We start from the raw sequence: 24,782 nt of genomic DNA on the forward strand, positions 1-24,782 counted from the left end.
TAAGTCAAAGGTGGCGTGATGGAGTCGGCGGTGCGAGCGGGCTCGTCACCGAGACCTGGCACCGTGCCCCTCAGACTGTCCCAGAAGGACAATCTCCGAGATCAAGGCGTCCGATTTGAGTACTTTGCGCAGTATTGCCCCGGGGTCGTGAGTGGCGATGGTCGTTCTAACCCTCTTTACCACTCACGACTCCCCGTGAAAACGGACTTACAGGCACAAAGCGGGCGCATGCTGCCCAGGAAGTGACCACTGTGGACACTAATGCCTCAGACGGCACAACGCGCCACATTTGGCTTTCCCTCAATAGAACACGAATCGCCACTCACGACCCCGTGCACGGCTGCGCGAGGGTGCAAGCCGGGAACTCTCGTGGTCTGTCGCCGTGGGCTCACTCGCCTGATCAACGGCCGCGGGGCCGCATCGAGAGGCTCAGCGCAGGCTGTGCCCTGGCGCGACGATGCCGGTTTCGTAGGCGAACACCACTGCCTGGCTCCGGTTGGCCGCGCCCAGTTTCCCGAAGATGTTGCCCACATGGGTCTTGACGGTTTCGAGACTGATGACGAGCTCGGCCGCGATGTCCACATTGGACTTCCCGGTGGCGATGAGCCGCAGCACCTCGGTCTCCCGTTTCGTCAGCGACGACGGGCGGGGAGCGAGGCCGGACGGCGCCGGGCGCGCGGTGACCATCCGGCGGATCGCGTCGGGGAACAGCAGTGTCTCCCCGGCGGCGATCGTCCGGATGGCGTGCGCGAACTCCTCCTTGCGCGCCCGCTTCAGCAGGAAGCCGCTCGCCCCGGCCAGCAGCGCGTCGTAGACGTAGTCGTCGTTGTCGAACGTCGTGATCACGAGGACCTTGGGCGGGTCGGGGATCTCGGCCAACAGCCGCCGGGTCGCCTCGATCCCGTCCACCCCGGGCATGCGCACGTCCATCAGGACCACCTCGGGATGCGTCCGCCGCACCAGGTCGACCACCTCGCCGCCGTCGCCCGCCTCGCCGACCACGGTCAGGTCGGGCTGGTTGTCCAGCAGGGAGCGCAATCCGGCTCGCAGCAAGGGTTCGTCGTCGACGATCAGGACGCGCAGTGTCATGAGTGCGACCGTAGCGGGATCGTGGTCACCAGCCGCCACAACGGTTCCCCGTCGATGGCGGGGCCCGCGACGAGTTCCCCTCGCAGGGCTTCGACACGTTCGGTGAGCCCCGGCAGCCCGTTGCCGCCGCGGCCGGAGGCGGCCGCGTGCTCCATGAGCGGGTTCACGATCTCGATCCGCAGCGCGTCGGCGAGTACCGCTACCCGCACGGTCACCGGGCCGGGGTGGGCGTGCCGCAACGCGTTCGTCAGTCCTTCTTGGACGATCCGGTACGCCTCCCGCGAAAGGGTCGCGGGCAGCTCGGCGGCCGGGCCGGTCAGCTCGTAGTCGATCACCGCGCCGCCCGCGCGGGCCCGTTCGGCCAGTGTCCCGGCCTCGATGAGCCGCCGTTCGGGCTCGCGGGACGACCGGTCGTCCCGCAGCAGGCCGAGGACGTGGTCGAGGTCTTCGAGCGCAGCCCTCGAAGACTCCTCGATGGTGCCCAGCGCCCGGCGCACCAGCTGCGGTTCGGAATCGACCAGTTCGGCGGCCGCGGCGGCCTGGATGGTCGACGTCGTCAGCGTGTGCCCGATGGAGTCGTGCAGTTCGCGGGCCAGCCGGTTGCGCTGCTCGAAGTGGTTCGCGCGGACTTCCGCGGCGGCGACGCGCTCGGCGGCGGACGGGCCGAGCAGGGCGACCGCGGTGTACTGGAAAAGCTTGCTGAAGCCGGCGAGCACGTAGGCGATGACGACGAGCGTGACCAGGGCGATCGGCAGTGTCCACAGTCCACCGGTGCCCGGCTCGATCGTCACCCGTTCCCCGAAGAACTCGATGGGGCTGCCGCCGCCTCCCGCCCACACGATGGCGAAGACGAAGCCGAGCATCAGGAAACAGCCGAGGCCGAACAGCACCCAGCCGAGCGCGGTGTGCGCGAGCAGCCAGCCCGCCGAACGCCACCGCTCCGCCCACGCGACCTTCGTATGCGGCGGGGGCTGCGCGATCCGGGTGCCCAGCATCTGGTTGGAGAACCAGATACCGACCCGGCGCATCGGCCCCGGCAAACCGGCCAGCACGACGAGCACGGCCATGGCGAGCACGCCGTAGATCAGCTTCGCCCACACGTCACCTGGAATGAGGACGGCGGGGATGAGCGCGATCGGGAACGGGATCGCCGTCATCGCCATGCCGAGGAGTCCGAACGGGACGCTGCGGTAGCTGCCGATCCGCACGAGGGGCTTGAGTGGGTTGACCATGAGGGGAACGCTATTCGGCGGCGCGTGCGCGCACCTCCCACTGCGGTGCCATTTCGCGTCATACTCCAGACCGGGTCGCCGGTCACAGCCGGTTAGCGGGCGTTAGCGGCGCCCTCCTACACTCGGGCGCGTGGCTCACCGACCTTTGATCGCACCCAGCATCCTGTCCGCGGACTTCGCCCGGCTCGGCGACGAGATCCGCGCTGTCGCGGGGGAGGGGGAGACCCGCGCGGACTGGGTCCACGTCGATGTCATGGACGCGCACTTCGTGCCGAACCTGACCCTGGGCCTGCCCGTCGTGCAGTCGCTGCTCAAGGCCACCGACGTCCCCATCGACTGCCACCTGATGATCGAGAACCCCGACAAGTGGGCCATCGGGTACGCCGAAGCGGGCGCTTACAACGTCACCGTGCACGTCGAGGCCGCGCACGACCCGATCGCGCTGGCGAAGAACCTGCGCGCCGCCGGGGCGAAGGCCGGTCTGTCGATCAAGCCGAACACGCCGATCGAGGACCACCTCGAGACCCTCAAGCACTACGACACGCTCCTGGTGATGTCGGTCGAGCCCGGTTTCGGCGGCCAGTCGTTCATCGAGGGCGTCCTCGACAAGGTCCGCACGGCGCGGCGCCTGGTCGACACCGGTCACCTCAAGCTCGTCGTCGAGATCGACGGCGGGATCAACGCCGACACCATCGAGCAGGCCGCCGAGGCCGGGGTGGACTGCTTCGTGGCCGGTTCCGCCGTCTACGGCGCCGAAGACCCTGGTAAGGCCGTCGCGGCGCTTCGCGAGCAGGCGGCGCGCGTCCGCGGCTGATCCCGCCTCGTGATCCGCCGTCGGGTCAGGAGAAGGAATCGGCCGCGATGGGTGTTGGATGAGGGGAGCACCGTTCCCAGCGGCGGTGCGAGCCAGGAGGAGGGCAGCAGGAGTGTTCACCGGCATTGTCGAGGAACTCGGCGAGGTCACCGCGGTCGAGCAGGTCCCGAACGCCGCGAGACTGACCGTTCGGGGGCCGCTGGTGACCAGCGACGCCGGGCACGGCGACTCCATCGCGGTGAGTGGCGTGTGCCTCACCGTGGTCGCGGTGGCGGGCGGTGAGTTTACCGTCGATGTCGTGCACGAGACCCTGCAGCGCTCCAGCCTCGCGAAGGTGCAGGTCGGCGACGTCGTCAACCTCGAACGCGCGACGCCGGCGGGCGGCAGGCTCGGCGGGCACATCATGCAGGGCCATGTCGACGGCACCGGCGTCTTCCTCAAACGCGACGAGCAGGGACTCACCACGTTCGCGCTGCCGAAGAAGCTGTCCCGGTACGTCGTCGAGAAGGGGTCGATCGCGGTCGACGGCGTGTCCCTCACGGTCGCTTCGGTGACCGATGAGGAGTTCTCCGTCGCCCTGATCCCGACCACCCTCGAACTCACCACACTCGGCCGGAACACCCCGGGTGATCTGGTGAACCTCGAGGTGGACGTGGTCGCCAAGTACGTCGAGAAGCTGGCCATGCCGCACCTGCGCGCGCAGGGGGACAATGGCGGTACGGAGGAGCGGGCGTGAGCGAGACGAGTGCGATTCCGGGGTCGGCCGATCTGACCCCCTGTGGAGGCGGGGTGGCCGTGAACGCCGATGCCATCGAGGCGGCGATCGCCGACATCAAGGCGGGCCGCCCGGTCGTCGTGGTGGACGACGAGGACCGCGAGAACGAGGGCGACCTGATCTTCGCGGCGGAGAAGGCCACGCCGGAACTGATGGCCTTCATGGTGCGCTACACCTCGGGCTACGTCTGCGTGGCGCTGACCGAGGACGAGGCGGACCGGCTCGACCTGCCGCCGATGTACCACACGAACCAGGACCAGCGCGGCACCGCGTACAGCGTCACGGTGGACGCCGCCGAGGGCATCACCACCGGGATCTCCGCGGCCGACCGGTCGCACACTGTCCGGCTGCTCGCCGACCCGGCGTCCAAGGCGTCGGACTTCCGGCGGCCCGGCCACGTCGTCCCGCTGCGCGCCAAGCAGGGCGGCGTCCTGCGGCGCCCGGGGCACACCGAAGCCTCCGTCGACCTGGCCCGGCTGGCCGGCCTTTCGCCGTCCGGGGTGCTCTGCGAGATCGTGTCGCAGAAGGACGAGGGCGACATGGCCCGCCGCGACGAACTCGAGGTCTTCGCCGCGGACCACGATCTCAAGATGATCACCATCGCCGACCTGATCGCGTACCGGCGGCGCACCGAGAAGCAGGTCGAGCGGGTCGCCGAGGCGCGGATCCCGCTTTCGGCGGGTACGTTCCGCGCGGTCGGGTACGACAGCCTGCTCGACGGCATCGAGCACATCGCGTTCGTCTACGGCGAGATCGGCGACGGCGAGGACATCCTGGTCCGCGTGCACTCCGAGTGCCTGACCGGTGACGTCTTCGGCTCGCTGCGCTGCGACTGCGGCCCGCAGCTGGAGGCCGCGCTGGAAGCGGTCGCCAAGGAGGGCCGCGGCGTGGTGCTCTACATCCGCGGCCACGAGGGCCGCGGTATCGGGCTGCTGCACAAACTGCAGGCCTACCAGCTGCAGGACGCCGGCGCGGACACCGTCGACGCGAACCTGCAGCTCGGCGTCCCCGCCGACGCGCGGGACTACGGCACCGGCGCGCAGATCCTGTGCGACCTCGGCGTCCGCTCGATGCGGCTGCTGACGAACAACCCGGCCAAGCGCGTCGGGCTGGAGGGCTACGGCCTGCGGGTCAGCGGGCGGGTGTCGCTGCCGATCTCGCCGAACCCGGAGAACCTGCGCTACCTCAAGACCAAACGGGACCGGATGGGGCACGACCTGTCCCAGCTGGAGCATTTCGACCAGGTCGGCGCCGAGGTCGACCAGGGCAACGGAGGTGGCACGCGGTGAGCGGCGAAGGCCGTCCGGACGTCGAACTCGACCTGTCCGACTGTAAGAACATCCGGCTCGGGATCGTGGCCACGCGCTGGCACACGAAGATCACCGGTGCCCTGCTGGAACGCGCCCTCGAGGCGGCCAAAGTGGCCGACCTGGAGGAGGAGCCGACGGTCGTGCGCGTCGCGGGCGCCGTCGAGCTGCCCGTCGCCGCGCAGGCACTGGCCCGCACGCACGACGCCGTCGTCGCGCTGGGCGTGGTCATCCGGGGCGGGACGCCGCATTTCGAGTACGTCTGCGACGCGGTCACCGCGGGCCTGACCAGGGTCGCGCTCGACGAGAGCACCCCGGTCGGCAACGGCGTCCTCACCTGCGACACCGAGCAGCAGGCCCTCGACCGGTCGGGTCTGCCCGGCTCGGTCGAGGACAAGGGCTACGAAGCGACGGTCGCCGCGCTGGACGCCGCGCACGCGCTGCGGAACCTGCGCCAGCCGTGGACCGAGCGGGGATTCGTGTGAGCGTCGAGGCGGATGTGATGACGGAGTCCGAGGTCGTGGTGGTGCGGCCGCGCCGCGCCCTGGTGATGTGCTCCGTGCTGGCGGTGATCCTGCTGGCGACGTTCGTCGTCGTCGCGGTGCTGCTGCGCGGCTCGGACACCGGCGTGATCTTCCAGCCGTCCGACCAGGCGGCGATGATCGGCATCGGGGTCCTGCTCGCCGCGGGCACGATGTTGTTCGCGACCGCGCGCGTGAAGGCCGACGCCGACGGCATCGAGGTCCGGAACGTGCTGATGACCAAGAGGTTCGCGTGGAGCGAGGTGCTCTCGGTGAGCTTCCCGGACGGGGCCTCGTGGGCCCGGCTGGAGCTGCCGGAGGACGAGTATTACTCGGTCATGGCCGTGCAGGCCGTGGACCGGGAACGTGCGGTGGCGGCGGTGCGGGCGCTGCGGCGGCTGCACAAGGCGGCCTGGGAGGGCTGACGCGCTCTCTCTTCGACCGACCGCGTTTCGTCCTCTGAATGCGATCCTTGCGGTGTGCAAATACGTGAAGGCCCCCTTCATTGCGCTAGACGCAGTGAAGGGGGCCTTCACGAACTTGAGCCAAGGAGGCACGCCCGCTCTCCGGCTCCTTCAAGTGCTAGGAACGGTCCTTTCCTGGCAAAATTTGCCAGGAAAGGACCGTTCCTAGCATCCGGGGCAGGCTCCTTCGTCGGGCTCACTCAAGTGTCATGAAAGGGTCGTTCAGGACGAAAAACGTCCTGAACGACCCTTTCATGACATCCGGGACCACCCCACAGACCGTTCAGAGCGAAAGATCCACCACGATCGGCGCGTGGTCCGAGGGCCCCTTCCCCTTCCGCGCCTCACGGTCCACATAGGAATCCGTCACCGCGCCGGCCACGACGGCGTCGGCGTACACGAGGTCGATCCGCATTCCCTTGTTGTTCGGGAAGTTCCCGGCCCGGTAGTCCCAGTACGTGAACGGGTGGTCGTACTTCAGCGGCCGCGGGAACACGTCGGACAGGCCGAGGTCCCGCAACGCGGCGAGCGCCTTCCGCTCCGGCTCGGTCACGTGCGTCGATTCGGCGAACACGCCGATGTCCCAGACGTCCGCGTCGGTCGGCGCGATGTTGAAGTCGCCGAGCACCGCGAACGGCAGGCCGCGCGCCTGCTCCTCCCGCACGGTCGCCTCCAGCGCCGAGAGCCAGGCGAGTTTGTAGCCGTAGTGCGGGTTCTCCAGGTCGCGCCCGTTCGGCACGTACACCGACCACAGCCGCAGCCCGCCGCAGGTGGCGCCAATGGCCCGCGCGTCGGTCTTGTCCTCGAAGGTGGGCTCGCCGGTCAGCCCGCGCGTCACGTCTTCCAGCCCGACGCGCGACAGGATCGCGACGCCGTTCCAGCGGCCGATGCCGTAGGCGGCCGTCTCGTAGCCCAGTTCCCGCACCGCTTCGACGGGGAAGGCGTCGGTGCCGCTCTTGAGTTCCTGCAGGCACAGCACGTCCGGCTGGGCCGAACCGAGCCATTCCAGCACCCTCGGCAGCCGGGGCCTGATCGAGTTCACGTTCCAGGTCGCGATCCGCATGCCCGCGAGCGTCCCACACCCCACCGACACCCTGACGTGAAAGGCCCCTGCCGCGACGGGTCACGTCGCGACAGGGGCCGGCCGGGGTGGAGGTCAGACCCCGGTGGTCGAGCGGATCCAGGAGCGGGCCGAAGCGACGCTGCCGTAGTTGTTGGTGCCGCGGATGTTCGAGCCGCTCTGGTTCTGCACGGTCGAAGCGACACCGACCTGGACACCGTTGTAGACCTGGGGGCCGCCCGAGTCGCCCTTCCACGCCGAGCCGTCGATGCCGACGCTCTGGATGGCGGGGCCGCCGTAGGCGTCGCGCGAGGTGCCGGTGACGCGGACGTTGGCGACCTTCAGCGCCGAGGCGGGCGGGCCGGTCGGGGTCTCGCGGCCCCAGCCGTAGAGCTGGTTGGTGCTGCCGACCGGCGGGTTCGAGCCGGTCAGGGTGATCGGCGTGACGCCGGCGTCGGAGGCCAGGTGCAGCAGCGAGATGTCGGCGCCGTTGGGCGAGGACACCTTGCGGTCGACGGCGATCTCACGGCCGCCCTGGAGCTGGTTGCTGCCGACGCGGACCCGCATGCCGCTGCCGTCGGAGTCGAGGCAGTGCTTGGCGGTCAGCACCCAGCGCTGGGCGATGACGCTGCCGGAGCAGTTGAACCCGTCCCACTGACGGCCCGGGGTGTTGACGTAGATCTGGGCGCCCCAGCTCACGGTCGGGGCGGTGCCGCCGCCCACGATGTTGGGCTGGACACCGGTGGGGGTGCCCGCGGAGGCGACGGCGCCCGCGGTCATGGTGAGGGCTGCGGCGGCGAGGGTGGCGGCGCCCAGCGTACGAAGACGGCTCACGGTGCAGGAGTCCTTTCGAGCGTCATCTGACGAAGAACCGAATGAAGTGGAACTGGGACGGAAAGTAATCAACCCGTTCACCCGGTAGGAACCAACGAACGTCGGTTACGGCCGAAGACCCGACTTAGGTCGGTATGCGTAGTGAAAGACCGACCGGATGGTGGGGATGGCCACTCGAAGGGTTGACCGGACCGCGGCTAAGGACGGGGCCCCGTAAGACTGTCGGTGGTGCCCCATAGGCTTGGCGATGTGGCTGACCCGACCACCTACCGTCCCTCGCCGGGGAGCATCCCGGACGCCCCTGGCGTGTACAAATTCCGTGACGCCACGAAGAGGGTCATCTATGTCGGCAAGGCGAAAAGCCTGCGAAGCCGGCTGAACTCGTACTTCGCCGACATCACGGGCCTGCACCCGCGCACGCGCCAGATGGTGACCACGGCGGCGAGCGTCGAGTGGACCGTCGTGGGCACCGAAGTCGAGGCGCTCCAGCTCGAATACAACTGGATCAAGGAGTTCGACCCGCGGTTCAACGTCCGGTACCGCGACGACAAGAGCTACCCGGTCCTCGCCGTCACGATGAACGAGGAGTACCCGCGCCTGCACGTCTATCGCGGCGCGCGCAAGAAGGGCGTGCGGTACTTCGGGCCGTACGCACACGCCTGGGCCATCCGCGAAACGCTCGACCTGCTGCTCCGGGTCTTCCCGGCGCGCACCTGCTCGGCGGGTGTCTTCAAACGGCACGGCCAGATCGGCAGGCCGTGCCTGCTCGGCTACATCGGCAAGTGCTCCGCGCCGTGCGTCGGCAAGGTCTCCGCCGACGAGCACCGCGAGATCGTCGAGGACTTCTGCGACTTCCTCGCCGGCCGCACCGACGCGCTGATCCGCCGTCTGGAACAGGAAATGGCGGCCGCGTCCGAGGAGCTGGAGTTCGAGCGCGCCGCGCGGCTGCGCGACGACCTCGGCGCGCTGCGGCGCGCGATGGAGAAGCAGGCGGTCGTGCTCGGCGACGGCACCGACGCGGATGTCGTCGCCTTCGCCCACGACGAGCTCGAAGCCGCCGTCCAGGTCTTCCACGTGCGCGGCGGCCGGGTCCGCGGGCAGCGCGGCTGGGTGATCGACAAGGCCGAAGAGATGGACGTCAAGGATCTCGTCGATCACTTCATCACGCAGTTCTACGGTGAGCAGGCCGAACGCGCGGACGACCCAGACGGCGGCTCCCCGGTGCCTCGCGAGGTGCTCGTCCCCGAGCTGCCCGCCGACGCGGAGGCGCTCGGCGAATGGCTGTCCGGGCTGCGCGGGTCGAAGGTGAGCCTGCGGGTGCCGCAGCGCGGCGACAAACGCGCGCTCGCCGAGACCGTGACCCGCAACGCCGGTGAGGCGTTCACCCAGCACAAACTGCGCCGCGCGGGCGACCTCACCGCGCGCTCGGCGGCGCTGGCGGAACTGCAGGACTACCTGGCGCTGGAAACGGCGCCGCTGCGCATCGAATGCGTCGACATCAGCCATATCCAGGGCAGTGACGTGGTCGCCTCGCTCGTGGTGTTCGAGGACGGCATCCCGCGCAAGTCCGAGTACCGGCGCTTCGCCTTGCGTGAGGCCGCGGAGGAAGGCGACGTCGCATCGATCGCGGAGGTCGTCCGCCGCCGGTTTTACCGGTATCTCAAGGAAAACGCCGAAGGGGTCGATCCGGACCGCCCGGGCATCGACCCGGAGACCGGCAAACCGCGCAAGTTCGCCTACGCGCCGAATCTGCTCGTCGTCGACGGCGCGGGCCCGCAGGCCACCGCCGCCGCGGACGTGCTCTCCGAGCTGGGCATCACCGACATCGCCGTGGTCGGCCTGGCGAAGCGGCTGGAGGAGGTGTGGCTCCCGGGCGATCCCGATCCGGTGATCCTGCCGCGCACCTCCGACGCGCTGTATCTGCTGCAGAGGCTTCGCGACGAGGCGCACCGCTTCGCGATCCGGTACCACCGCGAGAAGCGGTCCAAGCGGATGCAGGTGTCCGCATTGGACGGTGTGCCGGGGCTGGGGCAGGCTCGTCGTACCGCGCTGATCAAGCATTTCGGCTCGGTGAAGAAACTCCGCGAAGCGCGGATAGAAGAGATCGAGGCGGTGCCCGGCTTCGGCAGGCGCACCGCCGAAGCGGTCGTCGCGGCGCTCGCAGGGGAGACAGCCGCGGCGGCGGGGGAGTCCGGTACGTGATCGGTGAAGGGACCATTGTGAGTGCGCAAGAAGAAGGCCGCGGTTCGGGGATGGAGGTCGCGGTCGTTTCCGGTCTGTCCGGCGCCGGCCGCAGCACCGCCGCGAAATGCCTGGAGGACCTGGGCTGGTTCGTGGTGGACAACCTGCCGCCCGAGCTGATCGCGACCATGGTCGAGCTCGGCGCGCAGGCGCGGGGCGCGATCACCAAGGTCGCCGTGGTGATGGACGTGCGTTCGCGCGCGTTCACCGACGACCTGGCTTCGGTCATCAAGGACCTCGACGCCCGCGGCTACAAGCCGCGCGTCCTGTTCCTGGAGGCCACCGACGCGGTGCTGGTGCGCCGGTTCGAGGCCGTCCGCCGCGGCCACCCCATGCAGGGCGACGGCAGGCTCGCCGACGGCATCACCGCCGAGCGCACGCTGCTGGAGCCGCTGCGGGAAGAGGCCGACCTCGTGCTCGACACGTCGTCGCTTTCGGTGCACGACCTGCGCGCCAAGATCGAGGACGCCTTCGGCTCCGAGGCGAGCACGCAGACCAGGGTCACCGTGCTGTCGTTCGGCTACAAGTACGGCCTGCCGATGGACGCCGACCTGGTGATGGACGTCCGCTTCCTGCCGAACCCGTTCTGGATCCCGGAACTGCGCGACCACACCGGTCTCGAGGGCGAGGTCCGCAACTACGTGCTCAGCCAGGAAGGCGCGGACGAGTTCCTCGATCGCTACCACCAGCTCCTGCGCCTGATCGGCGCGGGCTACAAACGCGAGGGCAAGCGGTATCTGACGCTGGCTGTCGGCTGCACCGGCGGAAAGCACCGCAGCGTCGCGATCTCCGAGGAGCTCGCCCAGCGTCTGTCCAATGAGGACGGTATGGCCGTGAAGGTGGTGCACCGCGACCTTGGCCGCGAGTGAACCGCGCGCGGTCGCACTGGGGGGCGGGCACGGCCTGCACGCCACCCTCACCGCGTTGCGCCGGGTGACCTCGCAGGTCACCGCCGTGGTCACCGTCGCGGACGACGGGGGCTCGTCCGGCAGGCTGCGCCGGGAGCTGGGGCTGCTGCCGCCGGGCGACCTGCGGCAGGCCTTCGCCGCGTTCGCCGCCGAAGACGGCGGGACGTTGTGGGCGGAGGTGTTCCAGCACCGTTTCGGCGGCGACGGCGCGCTCGCCGGGCACGCGGTCGGGAACCTGTTGCTGGCCGGGTTGTTCGAGGTGCTCGGGGATCCGGTCGCCGCGCTCGACGAGGCGAGCAGGCTCATGGGCATCTCCGGGCGAGTCCTGCCGATGTCACCCGAACCGCTGGAGATCCAGGGCGAGGTTTCGGGGCTGGACGCCGAGAATCCCGAAGCGCTGCGGCGGATCCGCGGTCAGGTGGCGGTGGCGACGACCCCGGGGCAGGTGCACCGGATCAGCCTGCACCCGACCGGGCAGGCCGACCGGCCGCCGCGCGGCTGTGCCGAGGCGATCGATGCCGTGCTCGACGCGGACGTGGTGTTCCTCGGCCCGGGTTCGTGGTTCACGAGTGTGCTGCCCCATTTGCTGGTGCCGGATCTGCACGACGCGTTGCTCCGAACGGACGCCACGAAGGTCGTGATCCTCAATCTGATCCCCCAACCGGGGGAGACGGCGGGGTTCTCGCCGGAGAAGCATTTGGACGTACTCTTCGAGCACGCCCCGGAATTACGGGTGGACGCGGTCATCGCGGACCGGGACTCGGTGCCCTCACCAGCCCGGTTGCGGGACGCGGCCGGGAGACTGGGCGCGCGGGCGTTGCTGGGGGCGGTGGCTGACCCGGTCGTGACGGGGCGGCATGATCCTGATGCGCTCGCGGGCTGTATGCGAGACGCTCTCGGTCTCACCGGGGGAGGAGCTGAAGGTATGGAGGGGCAGCGATGGCGATGACCGCCGCCGTGAAGGACGAGCTGAGCCGGCTGGAGATCACCAAGATCGGCCCGCGCCGCGCGGAGGTCGCGTCGATGCTGCGATTCGCGGGCGGGCTGCACATCGTGGCCGGCCGCGTCGTGGTGGAGGCCGAACTCGACACCGGTTCGGTGGCGAGGCGGCTGCGCAAGGAGATCCACGAACTGTACGGACACCAGTCCGACGTGCACGTCATTTCCTCCAGCGGATTGCGCAAGGGCACGCGGTACGTCGTCCGGGTGGTCAAGGACGGCGAGGGACTCGCCCGGCAGACCGGCTTGATCGACCAGCGCGGCCGCCCGGTGCGCGGGCTGCCCGCCGCCGTCGTGTCCGGTGGCGTCGCCGACGCGGAAGCCGCCTGGCGCGGCGCGTTCCTGGCGCACGGTTCGCTCACCGAACCCGGGCGCTCGTCGTCGCTCGAGGTCACCTGCCCCGGGCCCGAGGCCGCGCTGGCGCTCGTCGGCGCCGCCCGGCGGATGGGCATCCAGGCCAAGTCACGCGAGGTCCGCGGGGCGGACCGGGTCGTGGTGCGCGACGGTGACGCGATCGGTGCCCTGCTGACCCGGCTCGGCGCGCACACGAGCGTGCTCGCCTGGGAAGAGCGGCGGATGCGCCGCGAGGTGCGCGCCACCGCGAACCGGCTCGCGAACTTCGACGACGCGAACCTGCGGCGTTCGGCCCGCGCGGCCGTCGCGGCGGCGGCCAGGGTGGAGCGGGCGCTGGACATCCTCGGCGAATCCGCCCCGGAGCACCTGCTCGCCGCGGGCAAGCTGCGGCTGTCGAACCGGCAGGCCTCGCTCGAGGAACTGGGCCAGCTGTCCGATCCGCAGATGACCAAGGACGCCGTCGCCGGCCGGATCCGCCGCCTGCTGGCGATGGCCGACAAGAAGGCGAAGGAACAAGGCATCCCGGACACCGAATCCGCCGTCACCCCGGACATGCTGGAAGAAGACGAAGCCTGACCCACCCGCGTTCAGTCCTCTGAATGCGGTCGTTGCACGCGCATCGATCGCATTCAGAGGACTAAATGCGGTGCTCGCTCCGTCGGCAGTCCACAGTGGAGCGTCCTGCGGTCAGGGGGCCGGCTCCGCGATGCCGCTCGGCTCGGCGAGCAGGTGCCCGATGTCGTTGCGGATGCTCAAGACGTCTTCGTCGCCGCCGGAGAGGGCGGCCGTGGCGATCGGCAACAGCTCTTCGAACCGGGCGAGCGCTCCGGCCGCGTCACCCGCCTTGCCGGTCCAGGTCGCGTGCCGTGCCTTGCAGCGCAACGTGATCCGGTCGGTGTCACCGAGTTCCCTGGCCGCGCGGTCCGCCCAAGCCGCCCAGCGTTCCCGGTTCTCGACGGGGATGTGGGACGCCCGTCGCTCCAACGCGGCGAGGGCGTCTTCACGGAGCCCGGCGTGCCAGAAGTGTTCGGCTTCGGCGGCCGCCGCGTAGCTCTGTTCCAGCGTCGGCTCGTCGTCTCCGGTCACGAGTGGCACCTCCGAGGTCGCCACCGCCAGCCGGGCGTACAGCCGGGCCGCCGCGTCGGGGAAGAGAACGGGCGGCTCTCCGGTCCACAGGACGGTTTCGTCGGCGAGGCCCGCCCGTGCCCGGCTGACCGAGTCACCGAGCCCGGCCAGGAAGTCACGGACGCGCACCCGCCGGTCCGGACCGCCCGCCGCCGCGCTCGCCGCGGTGAGGATCGAGATCGGGATGGGCCCGCGGGAGGCGGCGAGACCCAGCAACTCCAGCAGGACCGCGTGCCCGGGCCGCGGCGAGGCCACCGCGCCGGTGCTCTGCTCGACGTCGGCGTCCTCGTGCGCCACGCTGATGAAGGTGACCGTCGAGTCGCCGAGCCGGAGCACGTCCCCGTGCGCCAGCCGGGCGTCAGGCACCCGCTGCCCGTTGACGAAGGTGCCGTTGGCGGAGTCGAGGTCCGTCAGCCACGCGTTCGTACCGTCCCAGCGGATCTTGCAGTGGAGCCGCGACACCCGCGAGTCGCCGAGCCGGACCGCGGCGTTCCTGCTGCGGCCGAGCGTCGTGAGCCCGAAGGACAGTTCGTGGTACGCGGGCGGCTGCCCGGGAACGTCGATGATCAGCGTGGCGGGGGTGATCCTCGGCGAGGTGGGCGAACCCGTGTCGTAGCCGGGCTGGCTGCCCCAGTCTCCGCTGTCCTCCGGTTCCTGGATAACGGGAGCCGGGTCGGCGACCGGCGGTCCCCAGCCTTCGGGCGGCTCGAAACTGCCCGCCATCACCAGGCGGACCTCGACCGCGGGCGGTAGGCACGCCGGATCCCGCGTGGTCGCGACAGTCTTGACCAGCGCCAGCTCCGGTGCCGTCGACAGGCTGCGGAGAAGACCGCACAGCCGTTCCCGGACATCGGGATCGAGGTCGTCGAGCCCGTCGATCGCGATCCGCACGGGCGCTCCGGTCCACTGTGGAGCGAGGGCCCGCAGCGGGCCGAGCAGCGCCAGATCGAAAGCGCTAGCACCGCTCCGGCCGACGTCGTCGAGCCCGGTCCGGTACGTCTGCTCGGCGTCGGCGAAACCGGGCACGCTGCGCCGCAGCTGACGGGCGAGTTCGCTCGCGAGCCGCTCGGCCGTGTCGCCCCGGCTCGCGAAGAGCACGGCGTGCAGGAAATCGGGCGGCACATAGGATCCGGCCACCGAAGGCCGGGCGAGCGCGGCGAGCATGGTCGACTTCCCCGACCCCTCCTCGCCGGTGATCGCGACCAGCCGGGCACCGGTGAGCAGATGCCCGACGGTCTCGCCGAGTTGCGGATCCGGTTGGTAGCGCGCGGTCAGCCGTTCGATCGTGGGCGCGGCCGGGTTCCCGGCGAGCGGCGAACGCCGCCAGGCGGGGGAGGAGTTCAGCGCCAGCCACAGCCCCTGATCGGCCTCGGCCACCTCGCGGGTGCCGTCGAAACCCAGGTGGACGGCGGTCTGCGCCGGGCACAGGCCGGTGATCACCCGTTTGAGATCCGCGCACCGGACGCGTTCGCCGAACTCCGCGTGCCCCGTCCGCAGGACCGAGACCAGCGACCGGCTGAAACACCCGTTCGCGGCGACCCGATCGTCCGAGGCGGTGAGCAGGTCGAACCGCTTGCCCGCCTCACCGACGATCCGCAGCCAGCGCTGACCCGCCTGTCGAGCCCCGATGCCGGCGTGACAGGTGTCGAGCAGGATCACCAGCCCGTCGAGCATCGAGTACCGGCCGAGGAGTTCCTTGATCCGCTGGGCGAACAGGAAGGAGCGGCGGCTGTCCACCGGCAGATCGGTGTCCTTGGTGAGGAAGTAGAAGTCGTCGTCGGCGTATTCGCCGTGCCCGACGAGCGAGAGGAAGAGCGTCGCCTCGTCTTCCGACGCGCGCTCGAAGGCTTCCACCAGCGCGTCGTCCAGCTCGGCCATCGTCGGGTCGACGAGCAGGCCGCGACCGTCTTCGAGGGCGGGGACGCAGCCACCGATCTCGGGGTCGAGCAGGGCCCTCGAGACCTGATGGGCCGCGTCGGGGAGGAACGAGAGAAGGTTCAGCGAGTCGCATTGCGACGCGACCACCAACGACCTCCGCTCTCCCACGGCGATCACTTTGTCTCATCGGAGGGCCACCGGCAAGGGCGGCCGCGATACTGTGCGCCATGGCTCGGATCGTTCTGGTGCACGGCATCGCGCAGGAACAGAAGTCCGCGGACACGCTCGAAGCGGAATGGCTGCCGAGCCTGGCGGGCGGGGTCCGCCTCGCCGGTGACGCCGCGCTGGCCGACACGCTGTGGCGCGACGCCCGGCCCGGCGACGCGCGGATGGCCTTCTACGGTGACCTTTTCCGGAAGGAAGGCCAGCAGGGCGGCGCGGACGAACTCACCCCGGACGAGTGGGCACTCGCCGAAGTGCTGGCGGCGGAATGGCTCCGGAACGCGGCCTCTTCGGCGTCCCGCGAGGCGGACCGGAACCGGGCGAGGGCCGAACTCGATCTGCTCGGCGGTCCGGCGGGGGAGACCCAAGGTGTGCGCGCGGCCGCCCGTCCGGTGCTGAACGCGCTGGTGCGGCTGAAGCCGTTCGCGCGGCTCGGGGTGGCGTTCGCCGAACGCGTGGTGGTCAAGGCGCTCAAGCAGGTGACGCTGTACCTCACCGACGAGACGATCCGGGAACGCGTGCAGGCCCGCGTCGCCGAGCACATCGGGCCGGAGACCGAGGCGATCGTCGGGCATTCCCTGGGTTCCGTCGTCGCCTACGAGGCCGCCCATCGGCACGGCCGGCCGCTGCCGCTGCTGCTCACCCTCGGCTCGCCGCTGGGCCTGCGCACGGTCGTCTACGAACGGACCCGCCCGCAGCCGCCGTCCGTGCCGCCCGGCGTCGCGAGCTGGGTGAACCTGGCCGACCGGGACGACCTCGTCGCCGCCCGGCCCGACCTCACCGGGCTGTTCCCCGGCGCCGACGGGGTCCTGGACAGCGGCTACACGGTCGACAACGGGGCGAAACCGCACGAGGCCGCGTTCTACCTCGCCAAGCGACGCACCGGCGAGGTCCTCTCCCGGGCGTTAACCTCCGGCGGGCAGGCGTAACGCGGCGGTTTCCGCGGCGACGACGGATGGAAACAGCCTCCGTCGAAGCTCACCGGTGAGGTGATCTTCGAGGGAAGGGGAAGCCATGCGGGTATCGGCGGAGGTCGGCACGTGGCTCGCGCGGCGCAGCAGCCGGGCGGGTGACTGGTGGGCGGCGGAGCTGGTCGCCGCCAAACGCGGGACGCGGGTTTCGGTGGTGATCCCGGCCCGCGACGAGGCGGAGACGGTGGGCGCGATCGTCGGCACCATCCGGCGCGAACTCGTCGAACGCTTTCCCCTCGTCGACGAGATCCTGGTGGTCGACAGCCATTCCACGGACGCGACCGCCGAGGTGGCCGCGGCGGCCGGGGCGGACGTCGTCGCGCAGGATTCGGTGTTCCCGGAGCTGGAAAGCCTGACGGGTAAGGGAGAAGCGCTCTGGAAGGGCGTCGCCGAAACCAGCGGGGACCTCGTCGTCTTCGTCGACGGCGATCTCCGCGACTTCACCGCGGACTACGTGACCGGACTGCTCGGACCGTTGCTGACCGACCCGGGGATCGCCTATGTCAAAGGGTTCTACCACCGCCCGCTCGCCGGGGCCGCGGGCGTCGAACCCGACGGCGGTGGCCGGGTCACCGAACTCGTCGCGCGTCCGCTGCTCAACATGTACTGGCCCGAGCTGGCCGGTTTCGTCCAGCCGCTCGCCGGTGAGTACGCGGGACGGCGCGAAGTGCTCGAAGGCATCCCGTTCGTCACGCATTACGGTGTCGAGGTCGGCCACCTGATCGACCTGCTCGAACTGCACGGGCTCGACGCGCTCGCGCAGGTCGACCTCGGTCACCGGACCCACCGGCATCAGGGCACCCAGGCACTCGGCCGGATGGCCGCGCAGATCATGCTGACCCTGATGGACCGGCTGGAGCGCGGCGGCCGGGTGATCTCCGCGGCGCCGCCGTCGACGTCGCTCGCCCAGTTCCGGCGCGGCGCGGGGGAGGCCGTCGAGCGGGAACTCGTGCTCACCGACGTGACCCTCACGCAGCGGCCGCCGCTGGAGAGCCTCCCGCCGGAGATCCGCCCGGAGAACTCACCCGCGTTGCGCAGGAGCGCTTAATGCTTCCTTGGGCTGCCAGCCCGGCGGGCCGAACACGTACCCGAGTTTGTCCCGCCACGAGCCGGCGGCGCGGACGTCGCGCAGGATCGAGCCGTACTCGTGGAAGCCGACCTTGAGCAGGTTGTAGGACTCGACGTTCTTGGTCAGCCCGTAGGTCGGGCGTTTTCCTTCCGGCACGAAACTGCCGAACATCCGGTCCCAGATGATCAGGATGCCACCGTAGTTCGCGTCCAGGTACTCCTGGTCGCTGCCGTGGTGCACACGATGGTGTGAAGGCGTGTTGAACACGTACTCGAACCAGCGCGGCAGTTTCCGGATCTTCTCGGTGTGCACGAAGAACTGGTAGACGAGGTCGATCGACAGGCCGGTGAGGATCATCCACGGCGGGATGCCCGCCAGGGCGAGGATCGACCAGAACGGCAGCTGGAAGTACGGGGTCCACTTCTGCCGCAACGCCGTCGAGAAGTTGTAGTGCTCGCTCGAATGGTGCACCTGGTGGCCGGCCCACATGAGCCGGACGCGGTGGCTCGCCCGGTGGTAGGCGTAGAAGACGAGCTCCTGGCCCAGCAGCATCAGGACCCAGGTCCACCAGTCGTGCGGGCTGAACTTCACCGGCGCGAGTTCGTAGAGCGCGGCGAAGACGAACAGCATGGCGATGCGGAAGACGCCGTTGATCACCACCGCCACCGCGCCCATCGACATGCTGGTGCGGGTGTCCTTGACGCTGTAGCCGATGACGTTGTCGTCGTGCCCCAGCACGTGCAGCGCGAGGATCTCGATCGCGACGAACAGCAGGAACACCGGCGTCGCCAGCAGCACCGGGTCACTCAGATGGGCAAGAAAATCCGCCACCGCACCTCTCCCTGTCTCGCCCCCGGTTATCTGACCATCAGGTAACTTACCCTAGGGTCATTTACCTCAGGGTAAGATAACCGCCGTGACAGAAGCAAGGGCCGTCGGCACGAAGGGGGTGCCCCGCGAAGAGCGGGAGACCCAGATCGTGCGCGCCGGGACGGAGGAGTTCGGCAAGAACGGGTACGCCGGGGCGTCGATGGTGGAGATCGCCCGCCGGGTCGGTGTCACGAAACCCTTGCTGTACCAGTACTTCGGCTCGAAGGACGGGCTGTATCTCGCCTGCCTGCACCGGGCGGGGGACAGGCTGACCGAAGGGGTCGCCGAGACGATGGCGGAGGAGGGCGAGCCGCCGGAACGGATGCCGCTCGCGGTGCTCTCGGCCATCTTCGAGACGTTCGACAACGACCGGTACGCCTGGAAGCTGCTACGCGACCCGACGGTGCCCTCGACCGGTGAGATCGCCGGTGTCGCGGTCGACTACCGCTACCGGCTCGACGGGTTCGCGCTGGTCGGCGCCGCGCAGCTGATGCACGCGCGCGGACTGGACGACGATCGCGACATCGAGGCGATCGCCCAGGTGTGGACCGGTGTGGTCGACTCCCTGATCAGCTGGTGGATCGACCAGCCGGATCAGGACGCCGCGGCGATGACCGAGCGCTGCTCGCGGATCATGCGGAACCTGTTCGGCTGGTGAGGGCCGCTGGCCAAGTTGGTGGTGTCCGATTGGGCATTCGTGCAGGGGTCGTGAGTGAAAATGGTCGTTCTAACCGTCTTTGCCACTCACGACCCGGCCGAATATCGTAAGCCGTTCTGGTCGGGGGCGATCGGCATTCGTTGTATGCCAGGCCGACGCTAGGGTCAAGTGAGGCTTTAAGGTCGAGGCTGACGGATGAATCGGGTCTGGAATGTGCCACTGCTCTTCCTTCTCATCGGGCTCTGCCGCCATGGATCACGACTGACCCTGTCAGCCGTCTGATGAGTCGAGTTCGTTACTGGCGGCTTCAGGCCGCCAGGCCTCCCGTGAGAACCTTTCGGTAGAGCGGATGGAATACTGAATATCCATCTTTCTTGCTAATTTTTTGTCGCTGCTAAGCAGTCTCTGGTGAATCGGTACCCGCTGCCAGGTTTCTTCAAGATGGGTGGGCAAGGAGACTATTCAAAATGCTTAACGAAACGCCACCTGCCGGGAAATTCCGGACGGGTGGCGTTCCTCCAGTCACAACTGGATACGGTCGGGGTGCCCGGCGCCGCTCCGGACACCCCGACCGTGCTCAGGACGCGGCGCTGGATTTGCCGCGCAGCTTGACGTTGGCCGTCGAAGCGTTCTTGATGGCCGTTTCGATCTGCGCCATCGTCGAGGACGAGGACAACCCCGGCACCGTCGCCGACTTCAGCGCGTAGAGCGTGAAGGTGTAGGGATGGCTGGAGCCGCCGGGGCAGGGGCCGAAGTACTTCTGCGAGTTCGCCCCGCTGCCCATGGCCTTCTGCTTGGCGCCGTTCTGGTTCGGGACGGTGAAGCCCGAGCCGAGGCCTTCCGGCAGTGACGCCGCCGAGGCCGGAATGTCCCAGATCGCCCAGTGCAGTTTGTTGCCGTTGTTGGCCACGTCGGCGAAGACGATCGCGTAGCCCTTGGCGCCGGTGGTGCCGGCGCTCCACGCCAGCGGCGGCGAGGTGTCCTGTCCCGCGGTGCCGTCACCGGCACAGGTGAACTTGTCCGGGATGGTCGCGTTGTCGGCGAACGCGGAACTGGTCAGCTTGAACGCTCCCGGCTGCGAGGTGCCGGGGAACTTCAGCCGCACCACCACGTTGTCGATCCCGCTCGGCGTGCCGCCGTTCTTGTCCGCGTTGGTCGAGGTGACCCACAGCCCGCCGTCGGGCGTCTTGGTGACCGAGCGGAGCCTGCCCCAGCGGCCGGAGAACAGCGACTGCACCGAGCCGACACCGTTGCCCGCGGCGTTGATCTGCGTGGCGAAGAGCTGCTCGCTGGTGACCGCCGCGACGTAGATCCAGTCGTTGACGATCTCGATCCCGCTCGGCCCGCCGGAGCTGGTCGGCCAGGTCTTCTTCGGCGCGATCGTGCCGGCGCAGCTGCCGGTGGTCCCTTCGCACTGGGACCAGCCGAAGTTGCCGCCCTTCTGGATCAGGTTGAGCTCGTCCTGGGTGCCGTCGCCGAATTCCGACGACCACAGCTGGCCGCGGGAGTCCCACGCGAGGCCCTGCGGGTTGCGGTGCCCGTAGCTCCAGACGTACCGGGCGTTGCCGCCGGTGGAGAAGAACGGGTTGTCGCTCGGCGCCGAGCCGTCGGGGTTGAGCCGCAGGATCTTCCCGTTGAGCGAACTCTTGTCCTGCGCCGTCGCCTTGTTCTGCCCGTCGCCGACGGTGGCGTAGAGCTTGCCGTCCGGGCCGAACCGCACCCGTCCCCCGTTGTGGTAACGGTTCTTGGCGATCCCGGTGAGCACCGGCGTGGATGTCGAGGACAGCTTTCCGTTCTCGTAGGTCATCTTCACGATCCGGTTGTCCCCGGATGCCGTGTGGTACAGGTAGATCGCGTGATCGGTGGCGTAGTTCGGCGAGATCGCGATGCCGAGCAGGCCGCCTTCGCCGTTGGTGCCGACCGCGCCGGGGACCTTGCCGACCGTGGTCTTCTCACCCGACGGCGTGATCCGCAGGATCTCGAACCGGTCCCGTTCGGTCGCCAGCGCCGTGCCGTCCGGCAGGAAGTCGACGGACCAGGCGAGGTCCACCTTCGTGATGTCCCTGTCGTACTCGGGAATCCCGCCACCCGCGGCGCCACTCGTCTTCGCGGTCAGCGCGTTGCTCGCGGCCGAAGCGTTGCCGTCGAGGTCACGCGCCTTGACCGTGAACGTGTACGACGTGTTCGCCGTCAGCCCGGTGACCGTGGCTTCGAGCGACGGCGTCGTCGCGACCTTCGTGGTGCCCTGGTACACGTCGTAACCGGCGATGGTGCCGCTGTCGTCGGTGGAAGCGTTCCACGCCAACGAGACGCTGTTCGCGGTCACCGACGTCGAGCGCAGGTTCCCGGGCACGGTCGGCGGGGTGGTGTCCCCGCTGGGCGGCGTCGTGAACTGGACGACATTGCTTTGCTGCGAAGGGTTTCCGGCCGCGTCGAAGGCGCCGACGGAGATGTCGTAGGCCGTGTTCGGCTGCAGGTTGTCGACGGTCGTGGTGAGCGTGTTCCCGTCGACGGTCTTGAGGACGTTGCCGCCGCGCATCACGTCGTAGCGGACCACGCCGACGTTGTCGGTCGCGGCCTCCCAGGTGAAGGTGGCGCTGCGGGCCTTGATGTCCTTGGCCGCCAGGTTCTTCGGCGGGGTCGGTGCCTCGGCGTCGGTCACTCCGCTCGCGGTGAGCTTGTCCGCGTTGGGCCCGCCATTCGCGGTCGTCGCGGTGGTGCGGATCTTGTTGGCCCCGGCGGCCAGCGCGACGTCCTTGGTGACGGTCTTCCAGGTGGTCCACACGCCGGTGCCGGGGAACGACAGCGTCCCGGCCGCGGCGCCGTTGACGCTGAGGGAAACCGGCCGGTCGATCGTGGTTCCGTTGGCGTAGCGGAAGGTCAGGGTCTGGGTTCCGGCCTGTGCGGCGTTCACCGTGTACTCGACATAGCTGCCCACGACGTTGTCGAAGTTCACGAACCCGGTGCCGGAGTAGCCCGCGTGGTTCTTCTCGACGGCGCCTTGGGAGATCGTCGCGTCTTCGGATTCGTGATCGGTCGGTGCCGCGCCGGCGGGTGGGGCCGGCAGGACGGCGATGGTCATCGCCGTCGCGGCCGCACACGTCAGCAGCGCGCGCCACGGTGGTCGGGGTGCCACTGGAGCCTCCATGCGTGAAGTTCGGGGGTCGGGAGGTACAACGGCGGACCGGGCGGGGCCCGGCGGGGAGGTGGAGTTTTAGTTAGGAAACTTTCCTATCTATGGTTCAGATCACACACCAGTGGGTGCTTCGTGTCAATACTTGACCAACATCAACACGGAGGGTCACACCCCCGAATGCATTTAGTCCTCTGGATGCGGTCCTTGCGTGTGCAAGTACCGCATCCAGAGGACTAAATGCGAGGGTGGGAAGCGTCAGCCGGCGATGTCGGCCCGGGCGATCACCTTCGTGATCCGCGCGCGTACCAAGGACTCCTCGGGCACGGCGTTCCGCTTGCCGTAGGCCGCGGCCTTGTCCTCGCCCATGTACCGGCCACCGAGCCGGGTCGCCCATTCGAGCATTTCGTCGAGATCGTGGTGCAACACGGCTTCGGCGGTGAACTGCACGTACGAGTAAGGCGGCTTCTGGTCGTCGACGGCGAGCGAGAGCCGAGGATCGCGCCGCAGCGCCTTCCCCTTCAGGGTGTCCGTGCCGGTCGTGAAGATCAGTTCGTCACCGTCCGGCCCCTCGTTCAGCAGGAACCACACCGGCGTCACGATCGCCGCCCCGTTCGCCCGGACCAGGCCCAGCATGCCCGTCCGCGTCCCCGCGCTCGCGAACTCCCACCATTCGTCCCGGTTCATTTCACGCATGAACCAGACGCTACCGCCGCCCTGGGGGCCGGGCACCCAGGTCACCCGTGCGGGGTGTCGGTGGCGGCGACTAGCCTGGCCTGCTGTGCGAGACGACGAGCTGACCGGGATGGGGCTGGCCGACGAGGGGCTGACCCGCCGCCTCAAGGCGCTGGCCTGCACAGCGCCCTTGCACGACCTCGACGCGCGCAAGTCGAAGCTGGACTGGGCGGACGCCACGATCTACCAGATGGCCGAGATCGCCCTGCACACGATCGACCAGGTCACCGTGTCGATGGACTTCGACACCGGCGCCGACCACGATCAGGTGATCGCGCGGCTGCTGCCGTTCGTCGCGCTCCAGGCACCCGGCCGGACACCGGACGAGCACGCCAAGGTCGCCCGCTGGGTGCTCGACAACCTGATCAACGTCGGCACCACCGATCGCGGGTTCCGCCGCGTCTACGGTTCCATCGGCCCGGGCGGCGGCTACCAGCGCCGCCAGTTCGACTTCAAGCTGCTCGTCGAGCTGGCCGCGCCCGACGGCGAGGTCTACCTGCGCGCCACCGACGAGGCGATCAACGTGCTCGTCGGCGCGCTGGACACCGACGTCGAGTCCGCGCAGATCGCCGCCGAGGTCAAACTGGAGAACCTGATCAACCGCGGCCGCCTCGCCGACGCCAAGCTCGCCGCCGAACAGGCCCGCTACCGCACCGTCCAGTACGGCGAGACGTTGCGCGCCAAACTCGACGCGACCCGCCGTGACGTGCGCGCGGTCGACTGGGAGCGCGAGGTCCCGGATCTGCTGGACCAGGCGCTGTCCCATATCGAGTCCCGGTTCCGCGCCGAGAACGCGATCCTCAAGAACATCACCGCGTCGCGGGACGAGACCGAAGACCTCGACCGCAAACGCCGCGCCGCCGAACTGGTCGACATCGTCGGAGACTGCATCCGCCGCCACACGCGGCTCCAGTCCCGGCTCGCCGACGCGGGCGCGGTGTTCCGCGCCGAACAGGACCGCCAGCAGTTCTCCGGGCCGCCGCAGCGCGCCACGATCGACCTGTTCGGCCAGCTCCTGATGCCGACGCTGGGCCTGCCGATCGCCGAGGCCGTCGCGCCCGCCGAGTCGTTCTTCCACGCCGGCGCCGGGATCTCCCCGCCGACCGTGCCGTCGCTGTCGTCGCTGGTGTCGCTGCTGCTGCGGCCCGCGCCCGAGCGCGACCAGCTCGTCGGCGAGATCCCCGAACCCGAGCTGATGCCCGCCGACGTCACCGACAAGTTCGGCGACGAGCAGTGGCGCCTCGCCGACGACCTGCTCGACCTCCCGGAGGTGCCGCGACGGCTGTCCGGGCTGCTCGAAGAGGCCCGCCGGATCGATCCCGGGCTGCCCGCCCTGGTCGCACTGCGGGCGGTGCACGCCTACAGTCCCGAGGTCGGCGCGGCGCTCCGGCAGGGGGAGCGCCAGGTGCTGCTGGCCGTCGACGACGGCACGCTGCTCGAAGACCCCGAGTTCGGCGGAGCGGATCTCCTGCTCTCGTCCGCCAGGGTCGATCGCCACGAAGAAGAAGGGGAGGTCGCGTGAC

General features: G+C 69.4%; 21 protein-coding genes. 13 read left to right on the forward strand and 8 right to left on the reverse strand.

Annotation, left to right across the window (positions count from 1 at the left end):
* Positions 1 to 429: 429 nt before the first annotated feature.
* Together AORI_RS54785 and AORI_RS54790 are read right to left on the reverse strand one after the other, a co-directional pair.
* Entirely contained in the window at positions 430 to 1,089 is a 660-nt protein-coding gene (locus AORI_RS54785; RefSeq protein WP_016333116.1) for a response regulator transcription factor, read from the reverse strand.
* Complete coding sequence (locus AORI_RS54790; protein WP_016333117.1) at positions 1,086 to 2,321, reverse strand: sensor histidine kinase; 1,236 nt, start codon at positions 2,319 to 2,321, stop codon at positions 1,086 to 1,088. Before AORI_RS54790 ends, AORI_RS54785 begins: the two co-directional genes overlap by 4 nt.
* A 145-nt stretch (positions 2,322 to 2,466) precedes the next feature.
* Between AORI_RS54790 and rpe the strand changes: the two genes are divergently transcribed.
* The 5 genes from rpe (at position 2,467) to AORI_RS54815 (ending at position 6,163) form a co-directional block, all read left to right on the forward strand.
* A complete protein-coding gene (gene rpe, locus AORI_RS54795; protein ID WP_016333118.1) occupies positions 2,467 to 3,135 on the forward strand; it encodes a ribulose-phosphate 3-epimerase in 669 nt (222 codons plus the stop codon).
* Between the two features lie 112 nt (positions 3,136 to 3,247).
* On the forward strand, positions 3,248 to 3,871 hold the full coding sequence (locus AORI_RS54800) for a riboflavin synthase (protein WP_016333119.1): 624 nt from the start codon (positions 3,248 to 3,250) through the stop codon (positions 3,869 to 3,871).
* 53 nt (positions 3,872 to 3,924) lie between these two features.
* Positions 3,925 to 5,199, forward strand: a complete 1,275-nt coding sequence (locus AORI_RS54805) for a bifunctional 3,4-dihydroxy-2-butanone-4-phosphate synthase/GTP cyclohydrolase II (protein WP_016333120.1) — start codon at positions 3,925 to 3,927, stop codon at positions 5,197 to 5,199.
* Positions 5,196 to 5,702, forward strand: a complete 507-nt coding sequence (gene ribH / locus AORI_RS54810; RefSeq protein WP_016333121.1) for a 6,7-dimethyl-8-ribityllumazine synthase — start codon at positions 5,196 to 5,198, stop codon at positions 5,700 to 5,702. Before AORI_RS54805 ends, ribH begins: the two co-directional genes overlap by 4 nt.
* A gap of 17 nt (positions 5,703 to 5,719) precedes the next feature.
* Positions 5,720 to 6,163 (forward strand): PH domain-containing protein, encoded by a 444-nt coding sequence (locus AORI_RS54815; protein ID WP_043848734.1) that lies wholly within the window; start codon positions 5,720 to 5,722, stop codon positions 6,161 to 6,163.
* A gap of 322 nt (positions 6,164 to 6,485) precedes the next feature.
* Here AORI_RS54815 and AORI_RS54820 read toward each other — a convergent pair whose 3' ends face one another.
* Positions 6,486 to 7,265 carry an exodeoxyribonuclease III gene (locus AORI_RS54820; RefSeq protein WP_016333123.1) on the reverse strand — a complete coding sequence of 260 codons (780 nt, stop codon included), beginning with the start codon at positions 7,263 to 7,265 and terminating at the stop codon, positions 6,486 to 6,488.
* Between the two features lie 93 nt (positions 7,266 to 7,358).
* Complete coding sequence (locus AORI_RS54825; RefSeq protein ID WP_016333124.1) at positions 7,359 to 8,096, reverse strand: S1 family peptidase; 738 nt, start codon at positions 8,094 to 8,096, stop codon at positions 7,359 to 7,361.
* 249 nt (positions 8,097 to 8,345) lie between these two features.
* Here AORI_RS54825 and uvrC point away from each other — a divergent pair, with 249 nt between their 5' ends.
* From uvrC to whiA, 4 genes are read left to right on the forward strand one after another with little or no spacing between them, the layout of a single operon-like run.
* Positions 8,346 to 10,298 carry an excinuclease ABC subunit UvrC gene (gene uvrC, locus AORI_RS54830; RefSeq protein ID WP_081809663.1) on the forward strand — a complete coding sequence of 651 codons (1,953 nt, stop codon included), beginning with the start codon at positions 8,346 to 8,348 and terminating at the stop codon, positions 10,296 to 10,298.
* A 50-nt stretch (positions 10,299 to 10,348) separates the two neighbouring features.
* The gene (gene rapZ / locus AORI_RS54835; protein WP_034311885.1) at positions 10,349 to 11,206 is read left to right on the forward strand and encodes an RNase adapter RapZ; all 858 of its coding nucleotides are present in this window, start codon (positions 10,349 to 10,351) and stop codon (positions 11,204 to 11,206) included.
* Positions 11,193 to 12,194, forward strand: coding sequence for a gluconeogenesis factor YvcK family protein (locus AORI_RS54840; protein ID WP_016333127.1), 1,002 nt, complete (start codon positions 11,193 to 11,195; stop codon positions 12,192 to 12,194). The genes rapZ and AORI_RS54840 overlap by 14 nt, the downstream gene beginning before the upstream one ends.
* A complete protein-coding gene (whiA, locus tag AORI_RS54845) occupies positions 12,185 to 13,174 on the forward strand; it encodes a DNA-binding protein WhiA (RefSeq protein WP_005152315.1) in 990 nt (329 codons plus the stop codon). The genes AORI_RS54840 and whiA overlap by 10 nt, the downstream gene beginning before the upstream one ends.
* Positions 13,175 to 13,285: 111 nt before the next feature.
* Here the strand turns inward: whiA and AORI_RS54850 are convergent, their stop codons facing one another.
* Positions 13,286 to 15,748 (reverse strand): FHA domain-containing protein, encoded by a 2,463-nt coding sequence (locus tag AORI_RS54850; protein WP_016333128.1) that lies wholly within the window; start codon positions 15,746 to 15,748, stop codon positions 13,286 to 13,288.
* A gap of 80 nt (positions 15,749 to 15,828) precedes the next feature.
* Here AORI_RS54850 and AORI_RS54855 point away from each other — a divergent pair, with 80 nt between their 5' ends.
* Both AORI_RS54855 and AORI_RS54860 read left to right on the forward strand, forming a co-directional pair.
* Positions 15,829 to 16,752 carry a hypothetical protein gene (locus AORI_RS54855; RefSeq protein ID WP_016333129.1) on the forward strand — a complete coding sequence of 308 codons (924 nt, stop codon included), beginning with the start codon at positions 15,829 to 15,831 and terminating at the stop codon, positions 16,750 to 16,752.
* 85 nt (positions 16,753 to 16,837) lie between these two features.
* Positions 16,838 to 17,842, forward strand: coding sequence for a glucosyl-3-phosphoglycerate synthase (locus AORI_RS54860; RefSeq protein ID WP_016333130.1), 1,005 nt, complete (start codon positions 16,838 to 16,840; stop codon positions 17,840 to 17,842).
* On the opposite strand, the gene AORI_RS54865 is transcribed toward AORI_RS54860, so the two are convergent.
* On the reverse strand, positions 17,816 to 18,694 hold the full coding sequence (locus AORI_RS54865) for a sterol desaturase family protein (RefSeq protein ID WP_016333131.1): 879 nt from the start codon (positions 18,692 to 18,694) through the stop codon (positions 17,816 to 17,818). The two genes, AORI_RS54860 and AORI_RS54865, sit on opposite strands and share 27 nt — an antisense overlap.
* A gap of 85 nt (positions 18,695 to 18,779) precedes the next feature.
* Here AORI_RS54865 and AORI_RS54870 point away from each other — a divergent pair, with 85 nt between their 5' ends.
* Positions 18,780 to 19,391 (forward strand): TetR/AcrR family transcriptional regulator, encoded by a 612-nt coding sequence (locus tag AORI_RS54870; RefSeq protein WP_228688349.1) that lies wholly within the window; start codon positions 18,780 to 18,782, stop codon positions 19,389 to 19,391.
* Between the two features lie 577 nt (positions 19,392 to 19,968).
* Here the strand turns inward: AORI_RS54870 and AORI_RS54875 are convergent.
* Complete coding sequence (locus AORI_RS54875) at positions 19,969 to 22,473, reverse strand: PQQ-dependent sugar dehydrogenase (protein ID WP_016333133.1); 2,505 nt, start codon at positions 22,471 to 22,473, stop codon at positions 19,969 to 19,971.
* Between the two features lie 309 nt (positions 22,474 to 22,782).
* Positions 22,783 to 23,220: a PPOX class F420-dependent oxidoreductase gene (locus AORI_RS54880; RefSeq protein WP_016333134.1), complete on the reverse strand. Its 438-nt coding sequence runs from the start codon at positions 23,218 to 23,220 to the stop codon at positions 22,783 to 22,785.
* Positions 23,221 to 23,329: 109 nt separating this feature from the next.
* On the opposite strand from AORI_RS54880, the gene AORI_RS54885 reads away from it, so the two are divergent.
* Positions 23,330 to 24,781 carry a hypothetical protein gene (locus AORI_RS54885; RefSeq protein ID WP_016333135.1) on the forward strand — a complete coding sequence of 484 codons (1,452 nt, stop codon included), beginning with the start codon at positions 23,330 to 23,332 and terminating at the stop codon, positions 24,779 to 24,781.
* Position 24,782 lies beyond the last annotated feature (1 nt).

The sequence above is a fragment of the Amycolatopsis keratiniphila genome, from assembly GCF_000400635.2.
In the GTDB taxonomy this organism is placed as follows: Bacteria; Actinomycetota; Actinomycetes; order Mycobacteriales; family Pseudonocardiaceae; genus Amycolatopsis; species Amycolatopsis keratiniphila.